Below are 20,050 nucleotides of genomic sequence, written 5' to 3' on the forward strand. Positions count from 1 at the left end.
ACCGGCCGTCACCAGCCGCGCAGGAAGCGCAGGCCGAGCAGGAAGGCCACCACGGAGGGCCCGACCAGCAGGGTGATCGCCTGGAGCCGGTACGGCATCCGGTGCCGGGCCAGCTCAGCCGCGTTGCCCAGCACGATGACCCCGGCGAGCATCATGAACGCGCCCCACCAACCCGTCTCCAGGTGGATCACCCGGGCGTGGAGCAGTTGCAGGGTCACACCGACCAGCGCGCCGGTCAGCGCGAGCAGCGCCACCGCGCGGTGCAGACCACGGGCCAGCGGGTGACCCGCATGCCAGCCGTACGTGCCGGCCACCGCCAGGCAGGGCAGCACCACCAGCAGTGGCCAGCCCTCACCCATCGCGCCGAACATCAGCAGCGCGCCCACCACGAACGCCAGTGCCCCGACGCAGGCGACGACGTAACCCGCGAAGGCGCGACCACCGCCGCGGGCCAGCAGCGGGCCGCCGCTGGCCGCGATCAGCGCGGCCGGGATCAGGATGAAGCCGGCCCACCAGTGGAACCGGCCGCTGCCCTGGGCGGCCGTCGCGACCGTCGCGGACGCGAGGCCGGCAGCGGCGAGGCTGATCAGCCACGCCCGGCTACGGCGGGAGTACGGGTCAGCCAAGGGTCTGCGCTCCGCTTCGACAGTCACGTCCACCAGCCTCGTGGGTGGGGCCCGCCCGGTCCATCCGGCCAGCCCTACCCGTGGCCGGAGGGCTGGCCGGACTCCGCACGCCTCAGCTCGTCTCGCCGGCCACGCTGAACGAGCGCAGGCGGTCGATCGCCAGCACGGTGAAGCCGACGCTCACCAGCGCGGTCATCACGCCGGCCACCGGCACCGACACGCTGGTCTCCAGCAGCCCGCTGGGGGCGAGCCGGTCGGCGAGCGCGATCACGTACTGCTGGATGGAGAGCACCTTCGTGCCGCTGACGAAGTTGCCCAGCAGCCCCTCCCAGATCAGCACGTAGACGAGGCCGAGCAGCACCGGACGCCGGGTGATGAGGCTGAGCGCGAGGAACAGCGCCGAGTACGCGAGCGCGCCGAACGCGGACGCGGCGGCGAGCGCCAGTCCGAGGCGTACCGAATCGGCAAGCACGCCCGCGACGTAGAGCGGCACCGCGACGGTGGCCGCGGTGACCCCGGTGGCGACCGCGAGCTTCGGCAGCACGATCTGCCAGCGCGGCAGCGGCTTGGTGAGGATGTGCACGACCGTGCCGTCGTCGATCTCGGCGCCCAGCACGCCCGTTCCGATGATCAGGGCCACCACCGGCAGCACCACCGCCAGGCCGAGGCCGACCAGCACCGGCGGGCCCCACTCGCCCGGGTCCACGCCCAGGGACCGGCAGAGGACGGCCAGGCCGAGCAGCACCAGCGGCAGGGGCAGCAGCAGGAGGAACCGCCGCCGGCCGAACAGCCCACGCGCGGTGATCCAGGTAATCGTGGACATGTTCTCAGGCCTCCACCAGGTAGGAGAAGACGCTCTCCAGGGACTCGTCGGACGGCACCAACTGACGCACCCGGATGCCCTGGCGCAGGGCGATCCGGGGCAGCGCCCGGGTGAAGGCGCCGTAGTCGCCGGCGCGCACGGTCAGGCCGGTGCGGTCCAGCTCGACACCGCTCACCGACGGCTCGGCGATCAGTGCGACGGCCAGCGCCCGGTCGTCGGTGGAGCGCACCGCGAAGACGTGCGGCCGGTTGGTCATGAGCCGGCGGATGGTCCGGAAGTCGCCGGAGGCGGCCAGCCGGCCCGCCACCATCACCTGCACCGTGCCGGAGACCTGTTCGACCTCTTCCAGGATGTGCGAGCTGAACAGGATCGTCCGGCCGGAGTCGCCGAGGGAGTGCAGCAGATCCATCATGTGCAGCCGCTGACGCGGGTCCATCCCGTTGAACGGCTCGTCGAGCAGCAGCACCTGCGGGTCGTGCACCAGCGCCGCGGCCACCCGCGCGCGCTGTCGCATGCCCTTGGAGTACGTGCCGATCCGGCGGTCCTGCGCCGACTCCAACTCCACCAGGTCGATGGCGCGTCGGGCCGCCGCCGCCGGGTCGGCCAGTCGGTGCAGCTTGGCGCTGGCGAGCACGAACTCGTACGCGGTGAGGAAGCTCTGCACCGCCTCCCGCTCGCTGACCAGGCCCAGCCGGCGGTAGACGGCGGGATTCCGCCAGGTCGGCTCGTCGTCGAGGGTCACCGTGCCGCGCGACGGGGCGAGGAATCCGGCCATCATGTGCAGCAGCGTGGTCTTGCCGGCGCCGTTCGGGCCGAGCAGACCGGTCACCCCGGGGCCGAGGATCATGCTGATGTCGTTGACGGCCACCACGTTGCCGTACCACCGGGACACCCCGGTCAGGCTCAGGGTGCTGCTCATCAGGAGGCGACCTTCCGGTAGCGGGCCAGCAGGAGGGTGGTCGCCCCGGCGACCAGCAGCACCGCCACCAGGGCGTAGACCGGGCCGAATCGGCCGATCATCATCTCGCCCGGATCGCCCTCGACCAGCAGGTCACCCAGCGACCAGATGCCGACCCCCTGCACGAGGGTGGAGGGCGAGGCCATGCCGGCCAGTTCGTTGGCCGTGTTCGACGGCAGGATGCTCAGCACGCCCACGATCGGGGTGGTCATCAGGAAGACGGCGACCACCCCACCGGCGGCGAACGCGCGCTTGCCGGTCAGCGACGCGACGAGCAGCCCCACCGAGGCGAAGACCACCGCCCACAGCCCGGCGTAGAGCAGACCGGGGAGCAGGTCGAGCAGCTCGTTCCAGACGCCCTTCAGGCCGTCCTTGGTGGTGAACGCGGCACCCAGGAACATGATCAGTTGCGGTCCACCGAGCAGCAGCCAGAGGCCGGTGACGAGCGCCAGCAGCTTGGCGATCGCGTAGTCGGCGCGCGGCAGTGGGCGGGAGAAGTAGAGCGGCAGCACACCACTGCGCAGGTCGCGCGAGACCAGCTCCGGGGCGGCCACCGCGACGAAGAACAGGACCAGCCAGCTCATCGCGTCGGCGAACTGGGCGTACGTGGCGACCGGCTCACCGAGTTGGCTGCGCACGGCGGCCAGGGCCACCGCGACCAGGGTGACGATGCCGATCACCAACCACGGAAAGATCTTGGCCTTGGCGCTGCGACCGAGCCCGAAGATGGTGCGCAGCCCGTGCAGGTAGAGCGCGCCGAAGACGTGCCGGCGGCCCAGGCGGGGGCCTTCGTAGCGCTGGTAGCCGATGTCGTGGATGACACCGGCCGGCGCGGACCGGACGGCGGATGACGGCTCAGGCATGGGTGAGCTCCCTCGTGGCGAAGAGTTCGGCCACCCGGTGCCGGCGCTGGTCCAGCCGGTGCAGCGGCAGGTCCAGTTCGGCGACCGCGCCGAGGATCAGGTCGTAGGTGCTGTCGTCGGCGAGCGGTACGAGCAGCAGCCGGCCGTCGCGCGCCACCGGCAGGTCGAGCGCGGTGAGTCGGGCCGCCAGCTCCTCGGTGCCCTCGCTGACCTCGACGGCCAGCACGTCGGTGGCCGAGGTCATGGCGGAGATGTGGTCGGCGCGCAGCAGCCGGCCACCGTCGATGGCGATCAGCGTGTCGCAGATCCGCTCCACCTCGCCCAGCAGGTGCGAGCACACCAGCACGGAGATGCCGAACTCGGTGCCGATCCGGTGCACCAACGCCAGCATGGCGTCCCGCCCGGCCGGGTCCAGACCGTTGGTCGGCTCGTCCAGCAACAGCAGGTCGGGGTCGTGCACCAGCGCCTGGGCCAGCTTGACCCGCTGCTTCATGCCGGTGGAGTAGCCGCCCACCGGCCGGTAGCGCTCCTCGTAGAGCCCGACGTGACGCAACGCCTCGGAGGCGCGCTCGCGGGCCACCGTGCGCGGCAGGCCACTGATCCGCCCGAGGTGGGTGACCAACTCGGCGGCGGACAGGTCGGGTGGGAGGCAGTCGTGCTCGGGCATGTAGCCGACGCGGGCGCGGACCGCCGCCGGTTCGGTGGTCGGGTCGATGCCGAGCACCGAGACCTGCCCGCTCGTCGGAGCGATCAGGCCGAGCAGAATCTTGATCAAGGTGGATTTGCCGGCGCCGTTCGCCCCCACCAGGCCGATGATCCCGGGCTCGACGGCGACGGTGAGGTCGGTGAGCGCGGTGACCCGACCTCCGTACGTCTTGGTGAGCGACTGGGTCGCGATCAGTGTCACCAGGCCAGCGTAGGGAGTCGATGCCCCAGGTCGACACCGGCGCGCCCCCGGCGCTCCCCTGATCCTCGCGGCGCCGTACCCCTAGGGTCTGTTTCGTGCGGGCGGTCGGGCCGAGGCGAACGTTTGCGCCGGTCCCGCGCTCACCCAGACCCCGCCGCCGGAAAGTCCGCTCCGGGGTGGCACGATTCACTTCCCGTTCACCGGGCAGTGTTCCGGGGGATATTCGACCGCCGACGCGGGAAGGATCGTGATGGTCGAGGTTGGCGTCCCCAAGGTCAGTGTCGTGGTGCCCGCGTACAACTGCGGCCCGCACATCGAGAAGCTGGTGGCCTCGCTGCTGAGCCAGTCGCTACCAGCCGACGAGTTCGAGGCGATCTTCGTCGACGACGGGTCCACCGATGGCACGGGCGCGCGGCTGGACCGGCTGGCCGCCAAGCACCCGCACATCCAGGTGGTGCACATCGAGAACTCCGGCTGGCCGTCGCGCCCGCGCAACATCGGGATCGAGCGGGCCCGAGGCGAGTACGTGTTCTTCGCCGACGACGACGACTGGTTCGCCGACCAGGCGCTGGAACGGCTCTACGACTGCGCGAAGAAGTACGACGCGGACCTGGTGATCGGGAAGATGGCCGGGCACGGGCGCGGTGTGCCCCGGGAACTGTTCCGCAAGAACCGCTTCGACGCCACCCTGGAGAACGCGCCGCTGATCGACAGCCTGACCTGCCACAAGCTGTTCCGCCGCGCCTTCCTCGACGAGCACAAGCTGCGGTTCCCGGAGGGCGGTAAGCGGCGGCTCGAGGACCATTCGCTCGTCGTACGCGCCTACTTCGCGTCCCGCCGCACCTGCGTGCTGTCCGACTACACCTGCTACCACCACACCCAGCGGCCCGATGCCAAGAACGTCACCGCGGCCCGGCTGGAGCCGGCGAGCTACTTCGCGAGCGTGCGCGACGCGCTCGACGTCGTCACCGCCCACACCGAGCCGGGGCCGCTGCGCGACCGGTTGCACCGGCGGTGGCTGCGCAACGAAATGCTCAACCGGCTGCGCGGCAAGCGGCTCCTGGACGCTCCCGAGGACTGGGTGGAGCAGGTCGCCGCCGAGGCCCAGAAGATCATCCAGGAGCGGTTCGCCCCCGGGGTCGCGGCTGGCCTGCCGCCGCTGCAACGAGCCGTGGCGTACCTGGTCGAGCGGGGGCGGGTCGCGGACCTGCGGCGGCTGGCCAAGTGGGAGTCGGGCATCGCCGGGAGAGCCAGGATCGACGCCCTGGAGCCGGACGAGCACGCCGTCACCGTGGGCGTGGCCGCCGAGCTGCGCTCCGCGGACCAGCCGATCGGCTTCCGCTCCGACGGCGAACGCGACGTGCTGGTGCTCCCGGTGGACGAGATCCCCTCCGACGTGCTCGACTCCACCGCGCAGGTCCGCAAGGCTCGACTGGACGTGGTCGCCCGCCGCCGGGAGACCGGTGACGAGATCTTCCTGCCGGTGAAGTTCCAGGTCGAGCGGGTCGCCACGCCCGGCGGCGCCGACACCGTCCATCTGGTGCACCGCGCCACCACCACGATCGACTTCCGAGCCCTCAACGGCGGTCGTACGCGGGGTAGCTGGCTCCTCAAGGCACGGATCACCAACGCCGGATGGACCGAGGACGCGCGGCTGCCGCTGCTCTTCATCTGCCCGGCCGACGGCGCGACGCCGAGGATCCGGGACGAGCGGAAGGCTTGGAACTGGCTGCGGTCGGCGGTGGGGCGCCGGGTCCGTCGCTGACCCGACCGCTCAGGTCGTGGAGTGGCGGCCTCGACCGATCGGCGGTCGGCTGCGAAACTGTGTGCCGTCAGCGAGTGGGGGGTGTGGATGAGCAACGGCTGGGTGCTGCCCGACGAGGTGCTCCGGGACGCGCCGGCGTACACGCCGCGTCCCGGTGAGCTCGCGGATCTGGAGCTGCTGCTGACCGGCGCGTACGCCCCCCTGACCGGCTTCATGACCCGTGCCGACCTGGTGTCGGTGAGTCGACGCGGCCGGCTGGCCGACGGCACACCGTGGCAGGTGCCGGTGACCCTGCAGGTGCCGGCCGCGCTGGCACAGGGCTTCGATCCGCGTGATGAGGCCCGCCGGGCGCTGGTGCTGACCGACGCCGAGGGCGCGCCGGCCGCCGCCCTTCAGGTGACGGACGTCTGGCCGGTGCGCGACGGCGTCGCGGGCCTGGGTGGCCCGCTCCGGCGGCTCGGCGACGGCGCCCAGGGCCCGTTTCAGCGGTTGCGACGCAGCCCCGAGGAGGTTCGGGCGCTACTTCCCCCGGGCCGCGTGCTCGGAGTCATCGCCGACCGTCCGCTGCACCGGCCACAGCTGGCCCAGATCGCGCACGCTGCCCGTACCCTGGCCGCCCACCTGCTGGTGATGATCCCGGTCGGCGAGGGCGGTGTCGGTGGGCTCGCACCGGAGGCGCTGGTGCGTACGATCTTCGCCGCCCGCGACCGGATGCCCCCGGCCACCCTGGTTGCCGTGCCGCTGTCGCACCGCCGCGACGAGATCAGCGACGCGCTGCTGCGGGCCCGTGTCTCCGCCGCGTACGGGGTCACCCACCTGCTCTCCACCGGGGAGATGCTCTCCGGGGCGGGCCTGCGGGTGTTGGTGCCGCGCGAGCTGGCGTACGACAACCGGGACGGGCAGTGGCGCTGGCGGGAGGACATTCCGCCACGTAACCGGCGTCTCGCGCTCACCCAGGAGGAGATCGAGGACCTGCTCGACCGCGGCTTCCCCCTGCCCGAGTGGCACACCCCTCCGGCGGTGGCGAAGGAGTTGGCCCGGGCTCGGCCGCCGCGCCGGCACCGGGGGCTCGTGGTGTTCCTGACCGGCCTCTCCGGCTCCGGCAAGTCCACCGTCGCCCGAGGGCTGGCGGACGCGTTGCGGGAGAACGGCGACCGGTCGGTGACCCTCCTCGACGGCGACGTGGTACGCCGCGAACTCTCCGCCGGGTTGAGCTTCAGCAAGACCGACCGGGATCTCAACGTCCGTCGGATCGGGTGGGTGGCGGCCGAGATCGCCCGGCACCACGGCATGGGTATCTGTTGCCCGATCGCTCCGTACGCGGCGGCCCGTGCGACGGCACGGGAGATGGCCCTGGCCGCCGGGGCGGGCTTCGTGCTGGTGCACGTCGCGACACCGCTCGAGGTGTGCGAGCAACGGGACCGCAAGGGCCTGTACGCGCGGGCCCGCGCGGGTCTGCTGACCGGGATGACCGGCATCGACGACCCGTACGAGGAGCCGACGGACGCGGACCTGGTGCTGGACACCTCCCGCGTGAGCGTCGCGGAGGCGGTGCAGGCCGTACTGGATCACCTGACCGAGACCGGCTGGGTGGAGTTGAAGATCCAGTCCGCCTGACCGTTCGCCCCGCCCCCTTTCCTTCCGCCGGTTCCGGGCACGCGCTAGTGTTCATCTTTGTTGGAACACGTTCGACCGCGTGAGAGTACGTGGACCCTGGGAGGCACGGCGGATGCTCGCACGGCAGCGGCAGTCGGCCATCCTCGATCGGGTCCGTGCCACCGGCGGTGTCCGGGTGAGCGACCTGGCGACCGAGTTCGGCGTCTCCGACATGACCATCCGGCGCGATCTGGAGGCGCTGCACGAGCGCGGCCTGCTGGCCAAGGTGCACGGCGGAGCGACCGCGGCCGGCACCAGCTCGACCGACGAGCCGGGCTTCCACGCCAAGTCCGTCCGGCAACTACCGGAGAAGGCCGCCATCGCGGACCGGGCCGCGGCGCTGGTCCGGCCCGGCGCGGCGGTCGCCCTCTCCGCCGGTACCACCACCGCCGAACTGGCCCGCCGGCTGGTGGAGGTTCCCGGCCTGACCGTGGTGACCAACTCACTGCCGGTAGCCGAGATCCTGCACGCCGGCGGTCGATCCGACCAGACGGTGGTGCTCACCGGCGGCGTCCGAACGCCGTCGGACGCGCTGGTCGGACCGCTCGCGGTCGGGGCCGTCCGCCGGCTGCACCTCGATCTGCTCTTCCTGGGCGTCCACGGCATCACCGAGCGGGCCGGCTTCACCACCCCGAACCTGATGGAAGCCGAGATCGACCGGGCGCTGGTCGCCGCGGCGGACCAGCTGGTGGTGCTCGCCGACCACACGAAGTGGGGCACGGTCGGCATCTCCTCCATCGTCGAGCTGGCGGCAGCCCACGTACTGGTCAGCGACGAGGCGTTGCCTCCGACCGCGCGACGGGTACTCGGCGAACAGGTGGGCCAACTGATCATGGTTAAGGCGACGAGGGCGGGCCGCGCGACGCGCACGCCGACGAGTGAGGGGACGGCGCCGTGAAGCGCACCGCGATCAACCTGGCCGACGGCCGGGAACTGATCTACTTCGACGAGAACGACGACGCCGTCCGCGACCAGCCGGACCGCCGTGACCTGCCGCCGCCGCCACCCGCGTCGCAACTGCGCTACGACCCGCTGACCGACGAGTGGGTGGCGGTGGCCGTGCACCGGCAGACCCGTACGTTCCTGCCGCCCGCGAACGAGTGCCCGCTCGACCCGTCCGAGGGCGACCGGCTGACCGAGATCCCCGCACCGGACTACGACGTCGTGGTCTTCGAGAACCGGTTCCCCTCGTTGAGCGGCCGGGTCGCCGACGAGCCCGGCGAGATCACCCCGTTCACACCGGTCCGACCGGGCCAGGGGCGGTGTGAGGTGGTCTGCTTCACCTCCGACCACAACGCCTCCTTCGCCAGCCTCCCGCCGCGCCGCGTCCGCACCGTGCTGGACGCGCTCGCCGACCGGACCGAGGTGCTCGGCGAACTGCCCGGGGTGGAGCAGATCTTCTGCTTCGAGAACCGGGGTGTCGAGATCGGCGTCACGCTGCACCACCCGCACGGGCAGATCTACGCGTACCCCTTCGTGACGCCGCGCACCCGGGCGTTGCTGGCCGCGGCCCGCCGGCACGCCGAGCGCACCGGCGGAGGCAACCTGTACGCGGACGTGCTGGCCGCCGAACGCGCGGCCGGCGACCGCGTCGTCACCGAGAACGAGCACTGGACGGCGTTCGTGCCGGCGGCGGCCCGCTGGCCGTTCGAGGTGCACGTCGCACCACGGCGCGTGGTGCCGGACATCCCGGCCCTCGACGACGGCGAGCGGGACGCCTTCGGGCCGCTCTACCTGGATCTGCTGCGCCGCTTCGACGGGCTGTTCGACATGCCGATGCCCTACATCGCGGCATGGCACCAGGCGCCGGTGCGCATCGACCGCGAACTGGGCCACCTGCACCTTCAGCTGTTCAGCATCCGGCGGGCCAAGGACAAGCTGAAGTACCTGGCCGGTTCCGAGTCGGGGATGGGCGTCTTCATCAACGACATCTCCCCCGAACGCGCCGCCGAACTACTACGCGCCGCCTGAAGGAAGGGCACCTTATTAACGCCTCGTGTATAGGAGGGGGCCCTTCCTAACACCTGCCAGCGCGCCGGCCGCCTGCTGGAGAACAGGGCGCGGGGGGCCCGGGACAGGGCCCCCCGCAGGGAAGGGACGGCTGGCTGTGCGCGACACAGCCGGGAAGGCTGGCAGATCGGCACGCAGACCGCGGTCGACCTCGGTCAACCTTCTGGACGCGACTGGCATCTCGTCCACCCTGGTCAACGAGACGTGCCGGGCCGGGGTGACGCCGCACGCGTGTCACCCGCCGGACACAGCGGAGCCCGCCGGCGGGTGCCGACGGGCTCCGGTGCTGGTGCTGTCGAATCAGGCGGAGAGCCGGCGGGCCAAGTTCTCGTCGAGCGCGTTCATGAACTCGTCGGTGGTCAGCCACGGGGCGTCGCGCGAGATGAGCAGCGCGAGGTCCTTGGTCATCTGGCCGCCTTCGACGGTGTCGATGATGACCTGCTCCAGGGTGTTGGCGAACTCGGTGACCGCCGGGGTGCCGTCCAGCTTGCCCCGGTGGGCCAGGCCCCGGGTCCAGGCGTAGATCGACGCGATCGGGTTGGTCGAGGTCTTCTCGCCCTTCTGGTACTGCCGGTAGTGCCGGGTGACCGTGCCGTGCGCCGCCTCGGCCTCGACGGTACGACCGTCCGGGGAGAGCAGCACCGAGGTCATCAGGCCCAGCGAGCCGAAGCCCTGCGCGACAGTGTCGGACTGCACGTCACCGTCGTAGTTCTTGCAGGCCCACACGTACCCGCCCTCCCACTTGAGCGCGGCGGCGACCATGTCGTCGATGAGCCGGTGCTCGTAGGTCAGTCCGGCGGCGTCGAACTCCGCCTTGAACTCGGACTCGAACACCTCGGCGAAGATGTCCTTGAACCGGCCGTCGTACGCCTTGAGGATGGTGTTCTTGGTCGACATGTAGACCGGGTAGTTGCGGTCCAGGCCGTACCGGAAGGAGGCGCGGGCGAAGTCCCGGATCGACTCGTCGTAGTTGTACATGCCCATGGCGATGCCGCCGCCGGGGAAGTTGGCGACCTCCATCTCCATCGGCGTGCCGCCGTCGGCCGGCGTGTAGGTGATGGTCACCGTGCCCGGGCCGGGGACGACGAAGTCGGTGGCCTTGTACTGGTCACCGTGGGCGTGCCGGCCGATGATGATCGGCTTGGTCCAGCCGGGGACCAGCCGCGGCACGTTGGACATGATGATCGGCTCACGGAAGACGACGCCGCCGAGGATGTTGCGGATGGTGCCGTTGGGCGACCGCCACATCTTCTTCAGGCCGAACTCCTCGACCCGGGCCTCGTCCGGGGTGATGGTGGCGCACTTGACGCCGACGCCGTGCTCCTTGATGGCGTTGGCGGCGTCAATGGTGACCTGGTCGTCGGTCTCGTCGCGGTACTGGATCGACAGGTCGTAGTAGTGCAGGTCGACGTCGAGGTAGGGCAGGATCAGCTGCTCGCGGATCTGCTTCCAGATGATCCGGGTCATCTCGTCGCCGTCGAGCTCCACGACCGGGTTGTTTACCTTGATCTTCGCCATCGGCCGGCGCTCCTCTCGGGGGACACGTGCTCAAGCAGTACGAGCGTACTGCAATTGGGCCGGCAGCCCCCAGCCGGCCTCGGCCGACCGGTGAAACCGGGGCTGCACGGCACAGCAGTTCCCTGACACGATCGCGCGATGCCACTGAGCCGCACTCTCGGGTCTATCACGATCACCGCGCTCACCGACGGAGAGGGCGCGTTCTTCCAGCCCCGCGACGAGGTATTTCCGCACGCCACGGCCGCACACTGGGCGGAGGCCGACCGCCGCGACCCTGGTTCGGTCACCGCAGACGGGCAGTGGTGGCTGCCGTTCCGCAGCTTCGCGATCCGCTCCGGCGACGGACCGGTGACCCTGGTCGACGCCGGAATCGGCCCGACCGACGCGCCCGCCGCGAGCTGGGCGCCGGTGCCCGGCCGGCTACCCGCCGAACTGGCCGCCGCCGGCATCGACCCCACCGACGTCGACACGGTCGTACTGACCCACCTGCACAGCGACCACATCGGCTGGGCGGTCACCGGCACACCCGGCCGGCCGTACTTCCCGAACGCGAGCTACCTGCTGCAGCGCGCCGAGGTGGACGCGGCCCGGACGCTCAACCCGGGCCTGCCGGCCGGCCTGATCGCGCCGTTGCGCGCCGCCGGCCAGCTCCGGGTGGTCGACGGCGAGACAGACCTCACCCCGGGGGTACGACTGCTGTCCACCCCCGGACACACCCCCGGCCACCAGTCGGTGCTCGTGACGGTGGCCGACGAGCGCCTGCTGATCACCGGCGACCTCCTGGTCCACACGGTGCAACTGGTCGACCCCACCCTGGCGTACGCCCACGAGGAAGACCCCGACGAAGCCCGCCGTTCCCGGGAAACCACCCTGACCACGGCAAACCCCACCCTGCTGGCCACCCCCCACCTAACCACCCCCTTCACCCCCCACCCCTAACCCCGCCCAGCCAGCCCCCCGTACCCCGCACCCCGACCCCGCCCGCCCCGCCCCCGCCTGCCCGGCCCACCCGGCCTCCGGCCCGATCTCCGCCTACCCGGCCGGCGACTGCCCGGCCCACTCTCCGCCTGCCCGGCCCGCCCTCCTACCCGCCCGGCGACTGCCCGGCCCGCCCCCGTCGATCACGAAATCATTGCCTTCCCACTCGGCGTGTCCGGGCAATAACTCCATGATCGACGCGTGGATCGAGGTACGGACCGGGGCTGTCTCGCTAACGGTGTTTCCGGCGATCTTGGTTAGTAGGTTTCAGCGGCTGGGAAGCGGTCGCTGAAGGTGATGGCGAAGGCGTTCAACGCGGGTTTCCAGCGCATCGTCCATCGGGTTCTGCCTGTTCCGGTGGGGTCCAGGGATCGGGTCACCAGGTACAGACACTTCAACGCGGCCTGCTCGTTGGGGAAGTGGCCGCGGGTTTTGATCGCCCGTCGGTAGCGGGCGTTCAACGACTCGATCGCGTTGGTCGAGCAGATCACCCGCCGGATCTCGACGTCGTAGTCGAGGAACGGGATGAACTCCGCCCAGGCGTTGTCCCACAGCCGGATCACCGCCGGATACCGCTCGCCCCACTTCTCTGCCAGGTCCTCGAACGCGGCCCTGGCCGCCGCCGCGTTGACGGCGGTGTAGATCGGTTTGATGTCGTGCTTGAGCGCGTCCCAGTACTTGCGGGAGGTGAGCCGGAACGTGTTGCGGATCAGATGGATGATGCACGTCTGCACGATCGTGCGGGGCCACACGTTCGTGACCACCTCGGGAAGACCTTTCAGGCCGTCGCAGACGAGGAAGAACACGTCCTTCACGCCCCGGTTACGCAGGTCGGTCAGCACGCTCATCCAGAACTTCGCACCCTCACCACCCGAGCCGGCCCATAACCCGAGGATGTCCTTCTCCCCGTCGAGCGTGACCCCGATAGCGGCGTAGAAGGGCCGGTTCGCGACCTGCCCGTCGCGGACCTTGACCACGATCGCGTCGATGAACACGGCGGCGTAAATCTCATCCAACGGGCGGTGCGACCAGTCGGTCATCTCCTCGATCACCTTGTCGGTGATCCGCGAGATCGTCTCCTTCGACACCGAAGCCCCGTAGATCTCCGCGAAATGCGCCGAGATCTCCCCGGTGGTCAAACCCTTGGCATACAACGACAACACGACTTCGTCGACCCCGGACAGGCGCCGCTGCCTCTTCTTGACGATTTGGGGCTCGAAGGTGCCGGCCCGGTCCCGGGGCACATCGATCTGGACCGGCCCCGTGCTATCGGTCAGCACCGTCTTCGCCCTGGTGCCGTTGCGGACGTTGCCCGACTCCACCCCAGCCGACTCATGTTTCTCATAGCCCAGATGCTCGGTCATCTCCTCCTTCAGCGCCGTCTCCAGGACCGTTTTGGTCAGCTGCTTGAGCAGCCCGTCCGGGCCGGTCAGCGACAGCCCTTGTTCCTTCGCGGCCCGGACCAGCTCGGCGGCGGCCTTCGCCTCAGCCGACGGCTCGGGCCGCTTCTTACGTCCGGTCTGGTCGTTCAGTGTCGCGGTCATCACGGCACCCTCCTCACCAGGCACAACGCCCGATGGGTCAGGCCGGAAACACCCTTAGATGCACAGACCCTACGGACCCCGGCGGCACCCCCGTGATCAAGAGGTTTGCGTCAGGAATCGGGGTTTTGGTGACGCGAACCTCTTGATCACCGGGTTAGGTGGGCGCAGGCCGGGATGTGGCGCGGGCGGCCGGGTGGGGGTGGCGCGGGGGTGGGAGGGAGTGCGAGAAGGGCGCGCCGGCTTGGCCGGCGCGCCCTTCGTTGTGCTGCTGGTGGATCACATGCTGGAGATGTCGCCCTGCTTCGCGCGGACGGCCTCGGCCGCCTCGAGGAGGCTCGCGCGCTCGTCGGCGTCCAGGTCGGTCTCGACGACCCGACGGACACCCTCGGCGCCGATTTCGGCCTCGACGCCCAGGTAGACGCCGGAGATGCCGTACTCGCCGTCGACCCAGGCGCAGACCGGCATGACGTCGCCGGAGTCCTCGGCCACGGCCTTCGCCATGCGGGCCGCGGCGGCGGACGGAGCGTAGTACGCCGAACCCGTCTTGAGCAGCGCGACGACCTCGGCCCCACCGTTGCGGGTCTTGACGACCAGCTCCTCGATCTGCTCGGCCGGCATCGCGTCGCGCAGCGGCTTGCCGTTGACGGTGCTCTGCGACGGCACCGGCACCATGGTGTCGCCGTGCGAGCCAAGGGTGAGGGTGCGTACGGACGCCACGGGCACGTTCAACGCCTCGGCGACGAAGTTGCTGAACCGCGCGGTGTCGAGCATGCCGGCCTGGCCGAGGACCCGGTTCTTGGGGAACTGGGTGGCGATCTGCGCCAGGGCGGTCATCTCGTCCAGCGGGTTGGAGACGACGATGACAACGGCGCTCGGGGCGTACTTGGCGACGTTCTCGGCGACCTGGCGGACGATCTTGGCGTTGGTCTCCAGGAGGTCCATTCGGCTCATGCCCGGCTTGCGGGGCAGACCGGCGGTGATGACGACGACGTCAGAGCCCTCGATGGCCTCGTAGCCCTCACCGTTCGGGCCGGTGGTCACGCCGACGACCTTGGTCTCGAAGCCCTCGATGGCCCGCGACTGGTTGAGGTCGAGCGCGAGGCCCGCGGGCTTGCCCTCCACGATGTCGGTGATCACTACGGTGTCGAAGACGTCGTACTCGGCCAGGCGCTGTGCGGTGGTGGAGCCGTAGAAACCAGCCCCGACGACAGTGACCTTCTTACCCATGGTCGTCCCACTCCCTGATACCAGTCGGTTTTCCGGACCGTATCAGCCATCCTGGCACCGATCGGGCCAGGGGCGGAGGGTTACCGCCTTGTCGGGTTAGGAAGGGCCCCTTTACATGCACCAGGCGTTAATAAGGTGCCCTTCCTTACACCTCAGCCGCGTTCGGCGCGCTCCACCACGTTGGTCAGCAACATGGCGCGGGTCATCGGGCCGACACCGCCGGGCATCGGGACGAGCGCGCCGGCCGTCTCGGCCACCTCCGGGTCGACATCCCCGGTGTAGCGGCCCTTGCCGTCCGGGCCGATCACCCGCGTGATGCCGACGTCCACGACCACCGCGCCGGGGTTGATCATGTCGGCGGTCAGCAGTCCGGGTACGCCGGCCGCGACGATGACGATGTCGGCGGCGCGGGTGTGCGAGGCGAGGTCGAGGGTGCCGGTGTGGCAGAGGGTCACGGTGGCGTTCTCGCTACGACGGGTGAGCAGCAGGCCGAGCGGGCGGCCGACGGTGTTGCCCCGGCCGACCACGGCCACGGTGGCGCCCCGTAGCGCCACGTCGTGGCGGCGGAGCAGCTCGACGATGCCACGCGGGGTGCAAGGCAGCGGACCGTCGTAGCCGAGGACCAGGCGACCCAGGTTGACCGGGTGCAGGCCGTCGGCGTCCTTGTCCGGGTCGATCAGCTCCAGCACCCGCTGGGTGTCCAGGTGGGCGGGCAGCGGCAGCTGGACGATGTAGCCGTGGCACGCCGGGTCGGCGTTCAGCTCGGCGATCACGTCGTCGACCTGCTGCTGGGTGGCGTCGGCCGGCAGCTCCCGGCGGATCGAGGCGATGCCCACCTCGGCGCAGTCGCGGTGCTTGCCGTTGACGTACGCCTGGCTTCCCGGGTCGGCCCCGACCAGGACCGTGCCCAGCCCGGGGATGATGCCGCGCTCCGCGAGCGCCTTCACCCGTGTCCGCAGCTCGTCCTTGATCTCCGCTGCGGTCGCCTTGCCGTCCAGAACCGTCGCCGTCACGACCAGATCGTCTCATGTCCGGCACCCGCCGTTCCCGGGACCTCGCTCCGGCCGACCGCCGAGGCCCCGATCACACACCCATCGGTAACGAAGAGTCACGTGCCGTTCATCACTATCAGTGACTGCCTGTGGAACTGGTCACCGTCGAAACGGGCGGCGGCGGTGCGCGTGGGCGACACCGGACGACTCGCCACGGAGCGCCGAATCCGTTTCACCAGAGCACGGAAGATCTCCGCTTCACCGGCGAATTCCCAGTTCATGGCCGCCTGTCCGGTCTGGGGTAGCACGCGCTAGGTCCGCACGCAAGCAGGTACGACTGGAACCGTTACCCGCCCGCGACCCAGCCGTTGTCGACAGGCGGTAAGCCGACCTACCGTTACCGCCTGTTGCGCAGCGTAAACCCAGCGTCGGGCATGACTGCGCAGCGTGAGGAGATGAGGAGGCTCAATGCGAGTTCGTAGACTCGCTGCCTGGACCGCCCTCCCGCTCGCGGTGACGCTGGGCCTCGCGGCCTGCGGCAGCGGCGGAGACGGCGGATCCGGTGGCAACGGCAGTTCGGCCGTCAGCATCCAGATCGGCGAGCCGAAGCACCTGGTTCCCACCAACACCACGGAGACGTCCGGCTCTCAGGTCATCGCCGGCCTGTTCAGCCCGCTCGTCGACTATGACGCCCAGAACAAGCCGTACGAGGTGGCTGCCCAGTCGATCACCTCGTCCGACAACAAGGTCTGGACGATCAAGCTCAAGGACGGCTACACCTTCCACAACGGTGAGAAGGTCACGTCCCAGAACTACATCAACGCGTGGAACTACGGCGCGTACGCCCCCAACGGCCAGGACACCAACCCCTTCTTCGAGAAGATCGCTGGTTACGCCGACCTGCAGGGCAAGGAGCCGAAGGCCAAGGAGATGTCCGGCCTGAAGAAGGTCGACGACCTCACCTTCACCGTGACGCTCTCCGACCCGTACATCGACTTCCGCACGACGCTGGGCTACAACGCGTTCTTCCCGATGCCGGACGCCGCGTTCTCGGCGCCGGGCGTGCTCAAGGACTCCTACGAGCAGGCTCCGATCGGGCAGGGCCCCTTCAAGATGAAGGGCACCTGGCAGCACGACAGCAAGATCGAGGTCGAGCGGTACGACGCGTTCCCGGGCGAGAAGCCCAAGGTCAAGAACGTGGAGTTCCGGATCTACCAGCAGCTCACCGCGGCGTACGCGGACGTCCTGGCGGACAACCTGGACGTGCTGCCGACGATCCCGACCGAGAGCCTGAGCACCGCGCCGACCGACCTGGGCGACCGGTACCAGACCAGCCCGATGTCGTCGTTCCAGTTCCTGGCGTTCCCGACGTTCGACAAGGACTACAGCAACCCGGACGTCCGCAAGGCCATCTCGATGGCGATCGACCGTGACGAGATCACCAAGTCGGTCTTCAAGGGCTCGCAGACGTCGGCGCGCTCCTTCGTCTCGCCGGTCCTGCCGGGCTACCGCGAGAACACCACCGGCACGGCGGGCGAGTTCAACCCGACCGAGGCCAAGAAGCTCTACCAGGCCGCCGGCGGTCCCGCGAAGATCGTCATCTCGTACAACGGCGACGGCGGTCACAAGGACTGGGTCGACGCCACGGTCAACCAGCTCAAGGCCAACCTGGGTGTGGACGCGGTCGGCGTGGCCGAGCCGAAGTTCGCCGACCTGCTGACCAAGGTCGAGAAGAAGACGCCGGTGGGTGCCTTCCGGATGGGTTGGGTCATGGACTACCCGACCATGGAGGACTACCTCGGCCCGCTGTACAGCACGAACGGCTCGTCGAACTACTACGGCTACAGCAACAAGGATTTCGACAGGCTGGTCAAGGAGGGTGCCGCCGCCAAGACGCAGGACGAGGCGATCGCCAAGTACCAGCAGGCGGAGGACATCCTGGCCAAGGACATGCCGGTGATCCCGCTGCGCTTCGGCCAGAACGTGTTCGGCTACTCGTCCAAGGTCAAGAACGTGCAGATGGACCTGTTCCAGCGGGTCAACCTCGTCAAGATCGAAGCAGCCAACTGAGCTGAGCAGGGTGCGGGCCACCCGGGCGACGAAGCCCGGGTGGCCCGGTCTGCACCACCGGGGCCGGGCCGCAGCAGCGGACCCGGCGTCGGTGGCGCCGGCTCCCCCGGGCCGGACGGCACGTTCCGGATATTTCGGGTACGACCAGAGATGCCGTCCTGCGACCCTTTCGCACATTTCCGGAGAGACTGCTAAGCATGTTCCGCTACATCCTGCGGCGCCTACTGCAGATGGTCCTCGCCTTCTTCGGGACCACCCTGATCGTCTACGCGCTGACATTCGCCGGGCAGGGCGACCCGATCCAGGCGCTCGCCGGCGAACGGCCGGTGACGCCAGCGCAACGGGCCTACCTGACCGAGAAGTACCACCTCGACGCCACCGGCGTCGGCGGGTTCTTCTACCGCTACTTCGACTACGTCAAGAACCTGCTCCAGGGCAACCTGGGCGAGTCACTCACCGGTCGGAACATCGGTGACATCCTCCAGTCGGCCTGGCCGGTCACCGTGCGGCTCGCGCTCATCGCACTCGCCGTGGCGATCATCTTCGGCGTCACCGCCGGGGTGCTCGCCGGCATCCGCCGGGCCAGCATCTTCGACAACTCGACGCTCGTGCTGACCCTCCTGGTGCTCGGCATCCCGACGATCGTGCTGGCGCCCCTGGCGCAGTACCTGCTGGGCGTCAAGTGGCAGCTCTTCCCGCCCACCGCCGGCTCCGACCCGACCTTCTACGCGCTGCTGCTGCCGGGCATCGTGCTCGGCTCGCTCTCGCTGGCCACCGCCCTGCGACTCACCCGGGCCTCGGTGGCGGAGAACCTGCGCGCGGACTACGTCCGGACCGCTCGGTCCAAGGGCCTGGTCAAGCGGCGCATCGTCGTCGTCCACGTGCTGCGCAACTCACTGATCCCGGTGGTCACCTTCCTCGGTGTGGAACTGGGCAACCTGATGAGCGGCGCGATCATCACCGAGGGCGTCTTCAACATCCCCGGCGTCGGCTTCAACCTCTTCCGCGGCATCCGCACCGAGGACGGCCCCCTGGTGGTGGGCATCGTCAGCGTGCTGGTCGTGGTCTACCTGGTCTCGAACCTGGTGGTGGACGTCCTGTACGCCGTACTCGACCCGAGGATCCGCTATGAGTGAGCGCAGCGAGGTGCCGGCATGAGTGACTTTGAGACTGTCGCGGCCAGCGAGAACCAGGCCGCGCGGCGGGGCCCTTCGGGCGAACCGGGCGCACCCAACCAGGTGGGCGTTCCGCAGAAGCCCCGCAGCCTGGCCGGAGACGCCTGGCGGGACCTGCGCCGCAACCCGATCTTCTGGATCTCGCTGGCGCTGGTCACCATCTTCACCCTGATGGCACTGCTCCCCGGGGTGTTCACCACGAACAATCCGAACGACTGCCTGCTCTCCCGACAGCACGCCGGGCCGTCCGGCGGAGCTATCTTCGGGTACGACTTCCAGGGCTGCGACACGTACTCCCGGGCGGTCTACGGCACCCGGGCCTCGCTGCTGGTCGGTGCGCTCGCCACCCTCGGCACCGGGATCATCGCGCTCGTGGTCGGCATGCTCGCCGGTTACTTCGGCCGCTGGGTCGACGCGGTGCTCTCCCGGGTAATCGACGTGGTGCTCGGTATCCCGCTGCTGCTGGCCGCGATCGTGCTGCTCAAGCGGGTGTCCAGCGACAGCCAGTGGGCCCGGATCGGCGCTGTCGTCTTCGTGCTGGCCCTCCTCGGATGGACCACCGCCGCCCGCGTGGTCCGTTCCTCGGTGATCACCGCCAAGGAACAGGACTACGTCGCGGCGGCCCGGATGCTCGGCGCCGGCAACAGCCGGATCATGTGGCGGCACATCCTGCCGAACTCGCTGGCTCCGGCCATCGTGGTGCTGACGATCGCGCTCGGCTCGTTCATCGCCGCCGAGGCGACGCTGTCCTTCCTCGGCATCGGCCTCAAGGCGCCGACCATCTCGTGGGGCCAGGACATCGACACCGGCCGGATCCACATGCGCGAGGCGGCCACCCCGCTCCTCGTTCCGTCGGCCTTCCTCGCGCTCACCGTCCTGGCGTTCATCATGCTCGGCGACGCGATCCGTGACGCCTTCGACCCGAAGCTGCGGTGATT

Annotated in this window: 18 protein-coding genes; 8 read left to right on the plus strand and 10 right to left on the minus strand. The window is 69.9% G+C overall.

Features of this window, described 5'->3' with window-relative positions; translation table 11 throughout:
* Nucleotides 1-8 precede the first annotated feature (8 nt).
* The 5 genes from ACQP03_RS29745 to ACQP03_RS29765 all read right to left on the minus strand — a co-directional run bounded on the left by ACQP03_RS29745 (nucleotide 9) and on the right by ACQP03_RS29765 (nucleotide 4,177).
* On the minus strand, nucleotides 9-653 hold the full coding sequence (locus ACQP03_RS29745; protein WP_357126179.1) for a hypothetical protein: 645 nt from the start codon (nucleotides 651-653) through the stop codon (nucleotides 9-11).
* Between the two features lie 85 nt (nucleotides 654-738).
* The gene (locus ACQP03_RS29750) at nucleotides 739-1,449 is read right to left on the minus strand and encodes an ABC transporter permease subunit (RefSeq protein ID WP_357126182.1); all 711 of its coding nucleotides are present in this window, start codon (nucleotides 1,447-1,449) and stop codon (nucleotides 739-741) included.
* A 4-nt stretch (nucleotides 1,450-1,453) separates the two neighbouring features.
* On the minus strand, nucleotides 1,454-2,368 hold the full coding sequence (locus ACQP03_RS29755) for an ABC transporter ATP-binding protein (RefSeq protein WP_433459246.1): 915 nt from the start codon (nucleotides 2,366-2,368) through the stop codon (nucleotides 1,454-1,456).
* Nucleotides 2,368-3,270: an ABC transporter permease gene (locus ACQP03_RS29760; RefSeq protein WP_357126188.1), complete on the minus strand. Its 903-nt coding sequence runs from the start codon at nucleotides 3,268-3,270 to the stop codon at nucleotides 2,368-2,370. The genes ACQP03_RS29755 and ACQP03_RS29760 overlap by 1 nt, the downstream gene beginning before the upstream one ends.
* Complete coding sequence (locus ACQP03_RS29765; protein WP_357126191.1) at nucleotides 3,263-4,177, minus strand: ABC transporter ATP-binding protein; 915 nt, start codon at nucleotides 4,175-4,177, stop codon at nucleotides 3,263-3,265. Before ACQP03_RS29765 ends, ACQP03_RS29760 begins: the two co-directional genes overlap by 8 nt.
* A gap of 250 nt (nucleotides 4,178-4,427) precedes the next feature.
* Here ACQP03_RS29765 and ACQP03_RS29770 point away from each other — a divergent pair, with 250 nt between their 5' ends.
* The 4 genes from ACQP03_RS29770 (at nucleotide 4,428) to galT (ending at nucleotide 9,569) form a co-directional block, all read left to right on the plus strand.
* Nucleotides 4,428-5,942 carry a glycosyltransferase family 2 protein gene (locus tag ACQP03_RS29770; protein WP_357174482.1) on the plus strand — a complete coding sequence of 505 codons (1,515 nt, stop codon included), beginning with the start codon at nucleotides 4,428-4,430 and terminating at the stop codon, nucleotides 5,940-5,942.
* Nucleotides 5,943-6,029: 87 nt separating this feature from the next.
* Nucleotides 6,030-7,559, plus strand: coding sequence for an adenylyl-sulfate kinase (cysC, locus tag ACQP03_RS29775; RefSeq protein WP_433459249.1), 1,530 nt, complete (start codon nucleotides 6,030-6,032; stop codon nucleotides 7,557-7,559).
* Nucleotides 7,560-7,671: 112 nt separating this feature from the next.
* Nucleotides 7,672-8,496: a DeoR/GlpR family DNA-binding transcription regulator gene (locus ACQP03_RS29780; protein WP_357126574.1), complete on the plus strand. Its 825-nt coding sequence runs from the start codon at nucleotides 7,672-7,674 to the stop codon at nucleotides 8,494-8,496.
* A complete protein-coding gene (galT, locus tag ACQP03_RS29785) occupies nucleotides 8,493-9,569 on the plus strand; it encodes a galactose-1-phosphate uridylyltransferase (protein ID WP_357174479.1) in 1,077 nt (358 codons plus the stop codon). The genes ACQP03_RS29780 and galT overlap by 4 nt, the downstream gene beginning before the upstream one ends.
* A 339-nt stretch (nucleotides 9,570-9,908) precedes the next feature.
* On the opposite strand, the gene ACQP03_RS29790 is transcribed toward galT, so the two are convergent.
* A complete protein-coding gene (locus ACQP03_RS29790) occupies nucleotides 9,909-11,126 on the minus strand; it encodes an NADP-dependent isocitrate dehydrogenase (RefSeq protein ID WP_355050649.1) in 1,218 nt (405 codons plus the stop codon).
* Between the two features lie 138 nt (nucleotides 11,127-11,264).
* On the opposite strand from ACQP03_RS29790, the gene ACQP03_RS29795 reads away from it, so the two are divergent.
* Nucleotides 11,265-12,065, plus strand: coding sequence for an MBL fold metallo-hydrolase (locus ACQP03_RS29795; RefSeq protein ID WP_357126207.1), 801 nt, complete (start codon nucleotides 11,265-11,267; stop codon nucleotides 12,063-12,065).
* A gap of 296 nt (nucleotides 12,066-12,361) precedes the next feature.
* Here the strand turns inward: ACQP03_RS29795 and ACQP03_RS29800 are convergent, their stop codons facing one another.
* From ACQP03_RS29800 to ACQP03_RS29815, 4 genes are all read right to left on the minus strand, one after another.
* Nucleotides 12,362-13,648 (minus strand): IS256 family transposase, encoded by a 1,287-nt coding sequence (locus tag ACQP03_RS29800; protein WP_357175977.1) that lies wholly within the window; start codon nucleotides 13,646-13,648, stop codon nucleotides 12,362-12,364.
* Nucleotides 13,649-13,924: 276 nt separating this feature from the next.
* Nucleotides 13,925-14,875: a malate dehydrogenase gene (locus ACQP03_RS29805; RefSeq protein WP_357126210.1), complete on the minus strand. Its 951-nt coding sequence runs from the start codon at nucleotides 14,873-14,875 to the stop codon at nucleotides 13,925-13,927.
* A 152-nt stretch (nucleotides 14,876-15,027) separates the two neighbouring features.
* Nucleotides 15,028-15,888 (minus strand): bifunctional methylenetetrahydrofolate dehydrogenase/methenyltetrahydrofolate cyclohydrolase, encoded by an 861-nt coding sequence (locus ACQP03_RS29810; protein WP_357126212.1) that lies wholly within the window; start codon nucleotides 15,886-15,888, stop codon nucleotides 15,028-15,030.
* Nucleotides 15,889-15,983: 95 nt separating this feature from the next.
* On the minus strand, nucleotides 15,984-16,148 hold the full coding sequence (locus ACQP03_RS29815; protein WP_357126215.1) for a hypothetical protein: 165 nt from the start codon (nucleotides 16,146-16,148) through the stop codon (nucleotides 15,984-15,986).
* Nucleotides 16,149-16,335: 187 nt separating this feature from the next.
* Between ACQP03_RS29815 and ACQP03_RS29820 the strand changes: the two genes are divergently transcribed.
* The 3 genes from ACQP03_RS29820 to ACQP03_RS29830 all read left to right on the plus strand — a co-directional run bounded on the left by ACQP03_RS29820 (nucleotide 16,336) and on the right by ACQP03_RS29830 (nucleotide 20,048).
* Nucleotides 16,336-17,937 (plus strand): peptide ABC transporter substrate-binding protein, encoded by a 1,602-nt coding sequence (locus ACQP03_RS29820; RefSeq protein ID WP_357126218.1) that lies wholly within the window; start codon nucleotides 16,336-16,338, stop codon nucleotides 17,935-17,937.
* A gap of 197 nt (nucleotides 17,938-18,134) precedes the next feature.
* Nucleotides 18,135-19,073: an ABC transporter permease gene (locus ACQP03_RS29825; RefSeq protein ID WP_355050654.1), complete on the plus strand. Its 939-nt coding sequence runs from the start codon at nucleotides 18,135-18,137 to the stop codon at nucleotides 19,071-19,073.
* 18 nt (nucleotides 19,074-19,091) lie between these two features.
* A complete protein-coding gene (locus ACQP03_RS29830; RefSeq protein ID WP_357174473.1) occupies nucleotides 19,092-20,048 on the plus strand; it encodes an ABC transporter permease in 957 nt (318 codons plus the stop codon).
* Nucleotides 20,049-20,050 lie beyond the last annotated feature (2 nt).

It is taken from the genome of Micromonospora sp. CA-248212, assembly GCF_050948405.1.
GTDB lineage: Bacteria > Actinomycetota > Actinomycetes > Mycobacteriales > Micromonosporaceae > Micromonospora.